Raw genomic sequence first — 5,327 nt, 5'->3', positions numbered from 1 at the left:
CGCCGCCTCACGCGGTCGGCAACCGCCGCGTGGCCGCCACCGCGTCCCCGGACAGCAGGATCGAGTGCTGCCAGGGCAGCGGCTCGGCCAGTGTCCGGGAGGCCACGAACTTCTCCGGCTTGTCGAAACCTCGGTGAACGTGGGCTGCCGCGAATACGACACCGTCGCGAAAGGAAATTCCCGAGGTCAGACCTCGAGGCTCTCCTCGATGTCCTTGAGCCGGTGCCGGGCCAGCGCCAGATTGCCGCGCGCGCGATCGAGCGCGACGTAGAGGAACAGACCCCGGGAGCGCCGGCCGCGCAGCGGACGCACCAGGTGGTACTGGCTGCTGAGCGTCATCAGCACGTCCTCGATCTCCTCATTGAGGCCGAGCTGTTCCATGGTGCGGAGTTTGGCGCGCACCACCTCGGTGGTGCCCGCGGCCGCGATCTCCATATCGAGGTTCTTCGTACCGCCCAGCATGCCGAGCGGCATACCGCTGCCATAGTCGACGACGGCGGCGCCGATCGCGCCGTCCAGCATCATCATGTCCTTCAGTGCAACTTCCAAGTCCGCCATGGATTTTCCTTCCCTGCGGCCGTGACGGGTCCTCGCGTGCGGTGACGCTACGCCCGCCCGGGCCGAGCGGTATGGGGTTTGCTGAAGAATGCCGCAAGGTATGCAATTAACAAGTTGTGCAACCAGATAGCGGCGCACGGCTCGGAAAAACTGCGGGCGCCACCGAATCCGGCAGCGCCCGCAAGCTTTCTACGACCGTGGCTCAGCCGCAGAGGCTACCCGGAGCCGTGGCCGCGTCGAGGAACAGCACGGCCTCCTCCTTCTCGGCCGCCCCACCCGGAAGCTGCTCGGACAGCTGCTCCTTGGTGATGCCCGCGGCGAGCGCGTTGCAGTCGGCCTTGCCGACATCGATGGCGGCGAGCTGCGGATCCAGATCCTGCAGTAGCTCACCGTGCGCCTGCAGGTAACTCACGAACGCCTGTTCCTGCGCCGTGAGCGCCCGCTCCGCCCCGGCCACCCCGGTAGCGGTCCCCACCAGCAATGCCACCCCTGCGGCCATCACTCCGAAACCCGAAGCAAGACGGCTCTTTTTACCCACGAACTCTCCTTCAACGTCAACCGACCCGGGGCAGCGTACCGCGCCGGAACCGGGCCGTCACGAGCCGTGGCGTGCCAAATCCGCCAGCCGCGAGGCGATGTCGCCCGGACCCGGCATGGCCGCCATCTCGGCGGCGACCGCCCGGGCCGCGGCGGCCAGGTCCGGGTCGGTGATCAGGCGGGTGATGTCGGCGGCGGTGATCCGGTGCGGCGGGACCGACAGGCCGCAGCCGCGGGCCTCGAGATTCGCGGGCGCTCGCACGGCGCGGTGAGCCAGCCACCTCGGCCTCGGCCCCCCGCCAGCCGGGTGCACACCCGTTCGCCGTGATCGAGGCCGACATTGTGCAGTACCGCAGGCGTTTTCAGCAGTTCCGCGGCAATGGCCGCGGCTGCGGCGAAGGGCTCGTGCACGATGAGGTCGGGTGCGAAGTGCTCGGCCACCGCGAGGACTCGTCTCATCATCGCGCGGTTCACCGAATCGAAGACCCGGTCGGCGACCGCGGGATCGGCGCTGCCCCGGATCGCATTGCGAACCGCGATCGGATGCAAGGCCAAGGCGCGCTAGGGAACCCGCGCGCTCATCGGGTCGGCCACGGTCACCGTGGGCAGTCGATCGCGCAGGACGGTGACCACCTCGTCGCCCGAGGCGAGCACCACCTCGTGCCCGGTCGCCCGCAGGTGCAGCGCCAGCGGCAGCATCGGGAAGGCGTGGCCGATCAGCGGGGTGGCGACGAACAACACTCGCACGCTGAAACTTCCCTTCTCCCCGGCGATTCCGACTCAGGAACCCAGCGCGGCGGCCAGCACCGGCCAGGCGGCGGCCAGATGGTCGCGCCAGTAGGGCCAGCTGTGGGTGCCCGCCGCAGCGAGGTCGTAGGTGGCGGGTATGCCCAGGCGCTGGAGTTCGCCGCGCAGCACGTCGGTGCACAGGCTGGTCACCAGCATGGTGTGGTCCTCCAGGCGGCGGCGCGCCGTCCAGCCCAGTTCGGCGAAGGCCTGCTCGTATTCCTGCCGCGTCCACAGCCGCACCCCGGTGACCGCGTGGTAGATCTCGTAGGTGGGGGAGAACCACGGCTGTTGCGTCCAGGACGGCGCCTCGAGCAGATAGCCGTCGCCGATCACCAGCCGCCGCAGGTTGGGGAACCAGTCCATCCAGCCGCGCAGCACCGCGGCGATACCCGCGCCGTCGCTGGCCAATTGGTGCAGCAGGAAGAACGACATGGCGGTGGTGACGGCCGCGCGGTCGACGGTGGCCAGCCAGGCGGGCGGGTGCACCTCGGGCTGCACCGATCGGGCCAGCAGGGTGATGCGGTCGCCGAGCCCGCGCGCGGTGAGTTCGGCGGTGGCGGCGGCGATCACACCGTCCTCGATATCGACGCCCAGGAACCGTTCCCGCCCGGCGAGCCCGGCCAGCGCCATCACCCGGCCCGCGTCGGCGCAGCCGAGATCGACGGTGGTGCCGGGCGTTCCGGCCGCGATGGACCGGCCGATGGCCTCGAAGATCTCCGGCCGCCGCCGCGCGATATCGGTGCAGCCGCGGGCCACCTCGCCGGGTTCGGTGGCGGCGGGGATGTATTCGCGGTGCGGGCTGGCCGACAGCTGCCGGAAGGTGGGCTCCCAGCCGCGCACCGCGACCCGCCCGAAGCCGCGGTTCTTGCCGACGTCGTGGCCGGTGCGGGTGAGCCGGTAGCGGTGGCCGCGCCGGATCAGGAACCCGGCGCGCACCAGGCCCTCGGCGACGGTGTGCTGGATGCCGGTGGTGGGCGCGATGGTGTCGCCGCCGAGCGTGGTCTACGACCTCACCGAGCACCGGAACTGGACTACCGCGCAGGTCACCGACCACCTCACCCGCGCGGTCGCGGGCGCGCTCGGCATCACGGTCTGAATCTCACCCGGCGGGCCAGCCCGCCGCCACCGCGAGCACGCCGAGCAGTCCGGCCCCGAGCAGCGTGCTGACCACCCCGCGCCGCGCCGCCAGCAGCCACAGCGCGGCCGCCGCCAGCACCCCGAACTGCCAGAGGTGGTGCAGCGCATGGGCGAGCGGGATGGCCGACCCGGCGATCGCCCCGATGACCGCCGGTCCCGCACCGGTGAAGAACGCCTGCACCCGCGGATCGGCCCGCAACCGGTCGAAGTGGCGGCCACCGGCGAGCACGAACGCGAACGACGGCGCGAAAGCGACCGCGGCGGCCAGCAATCCGCCCGGCAGGCCCGCGGCCGCGTACCCGACCACCGCCACCGTCTGCACCACCGGACCCGGCGTGATCTGCCCCAGCGCAACGGCATTGAGGAACTGCGCGCCGCTCATCCACCCGTAGCGGTCGACGGCATCGGCCTGCATGAGCGGAATGATCACGAACCCGCCGCCGTAGGACAGCGCACCCACTTTGAACGCCACCCATGCCAGTGCCCCCAGCCCACCCGTGGCCATCGCCGTGCCCGCGGCCACCGGCCACGCCGTCACTCGCCCGCGCCCGGATCCGCCGGGGCCGAGTTCGCCTCGCGCCGAGCCACTCCGGAGCGCGACCTCGAGCAGTCCCGCGCCGATCAGCACCGCGACCAACCAGGGCCCGAGCACCGCGCTCGACGCCACACCCACTGCGGCATAGGCCATCCAGCGGGCCCGCGCGGCCCGGCCGTCCCCGGCCCGGGCCCAGCTCGCGGGAATCACTCCGGTCGCGGCGTGCACGGCCACGGCCGCGACCGCCGCCCCCGCTCCGGCCGCCGCGCCGCGCACCCACCCGGGGCTGTCGGCGGCCAGGAACACCGCCGCGAGCACCAGGATCAGCGCCAGACCCGGTGCGATGAAACAGCATCCGCCGACGAGGGCCCCGGCCGTGCCGCGCAGCCGCCAGGCCGTGTAGATGGCGAACTGGGTCGAGGCCGGACCGGGCAGCAGATTGGTGGCCGCGATCCGGTCCTCGAAGTCGGCCTCGTCGATCCACCCGCGCCGCCGCACGCACAGGTCGCGCAGCATGGTGATATGGGCGGGCGGTCCGCCGAAGCCCAGGCAGCCGATGCGCCCCCACTCGCGGGCGATGGCGCGCAGCCGCACCGGCCGGGTGGCGGCCGCGCGCGACGTCGAGTCGACCACGCGGGCTTCCTTCCTCTGGTCGGATACCGAATCGGGATCGAGTGCCGAAACCGACGGCCGACCTTAACCCGGCCGTCCGGATCGGGCGCGGCGTCACCTCCTGACGCATGCGGCGGACTCCGGGTCCGGGTTACCTCGGCGGTTCGCGGGCTACCGCAGCACGGCGTGTAGCAGCTGCACCCCGGAGGTGAGGGCCGCGCCCGCCACCGCCCAGTCGGTGCCCGCGGGCTGGGTGGACAGCACCACCACCGCGTAGCGGTACGGCTGGTCGGGGGCGGGGCTGACCAGTCCGGTGGTGTCGAGGGTGGTCGAGGAGTTCAGGTCCATCCAGCCCTGTTTGACGGCCCAGCTCGCGCCGGTGAGGGCGTCGGGGATACCGAAGTACTGGTCGGTGCCGTCGGCGGCGGTGCGGTCGGCGTTGTGCAGCGCGCCGAGGATCAGATCGCGCGCCGAGGCCGGGGCGGTGGTGGTGATGTAGTGGAAGATCGACACCACATCCCTTGGCGTGGTGAGGGTTTCGCCCCACTGGGCGGTGTCCTCGGGGGCGGTGGTGTTCGACAGCCCGATGGTCTCCACCATCCGGTCGATGATGGCGTTGTTGCCGCCGTTGTCCCACATCAGGTCGGCGATATCGTCGTCGCTGGCCGAGAGCATCTGGCCGATCCGGTCGGCGGTCTCCGGAGCCGGTTGCCAGTTGCGGCTTTTCAGGGCGTCGAGCGCGATGAGCAGCTTCACCACCGAGGCGGTGTAGAACTGCTCCCCGGCATTGAGGCTCGCGACGGCCGTGCCCGTGGTGGTGTCCACCACGTCGATGCCGACCGTGGTGCCGGGCGAGGCGGCCTGGATGGCGGCCTGCATCCGCTGGGCGATGGCGGTGACCGAAATGGGATGCGGAACAACGACCGTCGCGCCGGGCGTGGTCTCCGGAACCTGGTCTAGACCGACCTGATCGTGGGAGGTGGCGAGGGCGCTCGGGGCGCCCAGGACTGCCAGGGAGATCACGGCGACGAAACTGCCGGCCGCGATCCAAGTCCACCGGGCGTGCGGTGAGCGGGCCTGAATCGGGGTCATAGCTAATTACATCGACACGAAGCTCGAGACATTTCCAGTTGAAGGCTGTCAATTTCCTGTTAATACT

9 protein-coding genes are annotated in these 5,327 nt (G+C 71.2%); 1 reads left to right on the top strand and 8 read right to left on the bottom strand.

Annotated features, from left to right (window positions below):
• Positions 1 to 186: 186 nt before the first annotated feature.
• The 6 genes from NS2_RS05935 to NS2_RS05915 form a co-directional block, all read right to left on the bottom strand.
• On the bottom strand, positions 187 to 558 hold the full coding sequence (locus tag NS2_RS05935) for a hypothetical protein (RefSeq protein ID WP_033086342.1): 372 nt from the start codon (positions 556 to 558) through the stop codon (positions 187 to 189).
• Positions 559 to 760: 202 nt separating this feature from the next.
• A complete protein-coding gene (locus tag NS2_RS05930) occupies positions 761 to 1,096 on the bottom strand; it encodes a DUF732 domain-containing protein (protein ID WP_143161269.1) in 336 nt (111 codons plus the stop codon).
• A gap of 57 nt (positions 1,097 to 1,153) precedes the next feature.
• Complete coding sequence (locus NS2_RS05925; RefSeq protein WP_033086340.1) at positions 1,154 to 1,357, bottom strand: hypothetical protein; 204 nt, start codon at positions 1,355 to 1,357, stop codon at positions 1,154 to 1,156.
• Entirely contained in the window at positions 1,270 to 1,569 is a 300-nt protein-coding gene (locus NS2_RS38335; protein ID WP_353526440.1) for a hypothetical protein, read from the bottom strand. Before NS2_RS38335 ends, NS2_RS05925 begins: the two co-directional genes overlap by 88 nt.
• A gap of 87 nt (positions 1,570 to 1,656) precedes the next feature.
• Complete coding sequence (locus NS2_RS05920; RefSeq protein ID WP_143161270.1) at positions 1,657 to 1,842, bottom strand: glycosyltransferase family 1 protein; 186 nt, start codon at positions 1,840 to 1,842, stop codon at positions 1,657 to 1,659.
• Between the two features lie 33 nt (positions 1,843 to 1,875).
• On the bottom strand, positions 1,876 to 2,820 hold the full coding sequence (locus NS2_RS05915; RefSeq protein WP_033086337.1) for a class I SAM-dependent methyltransferase: 945 nt from the start codon (positions 2,818 to 2,820) through the stop codon (positions 1,876 to 1,878).
• Positions 2,821 to 2,845: 25 nt separating this feature from the next.
• Here NS2_RS05915 and NS2_RS37185 point away from each other — a divergent pair, with 25 nt between their 5' ends.
• On the top strand, positions 2,846 to 2,980 hold the full coding sequence (locus NS2_RS37185) for a hypothetical protein (protein WP_256255393.1): 135 nt from the start codon (positions 2,846 to 2,848) through the stop codon (positions 2,978 to 2,980).
• A gap of 3 nt (positions 2,981 to 2,983) precedes the next feature.
• Here the strand turns inward: NS2_RS37185 and chrA are convergent, their stop codons facing one another.
• Complete coding sequence (gene chrA, locus NS2_RS05910; protein ID WP_081985707.1) at positions 2,984 to 4,189, bottom strand: chromate efflux transporter; 1,206 nt, start codon at positions 4,187 to 4,189, stop codon at positions 2,984 to 2,986.
• Positions 4,190 to 4,339: 150 nt separating this feature from the next.
• On the bottom strand, positions 4,340 to 5,191 hold the full coding sequence (locus tag NS2_RS05905) for a serine hydrolase (protein WP_147207098.1): 852 nt from the start codon (positions 5,189 to 5,191) through the stop codon (positions 4,340 to 4,342).
• Positions 5,192 to 5,327: the final 136 nt, after the last annotated feature.

It is taken from the genome of Nocardia seriolae NBRC 15557 (genome assembly GCF_007990715.1).
Lineage (GTDB): Bacteria > Actinomycetota > Actinomycetes > Mycobacteriales > Mycobacteriaceae > Nocardia > Nocardia seriolae.
The sequence above is the reverse complement of the archived record's forward strand: the minus strand, read 5'-3'. Positions and strand labels throughout refer to the sequence as shown.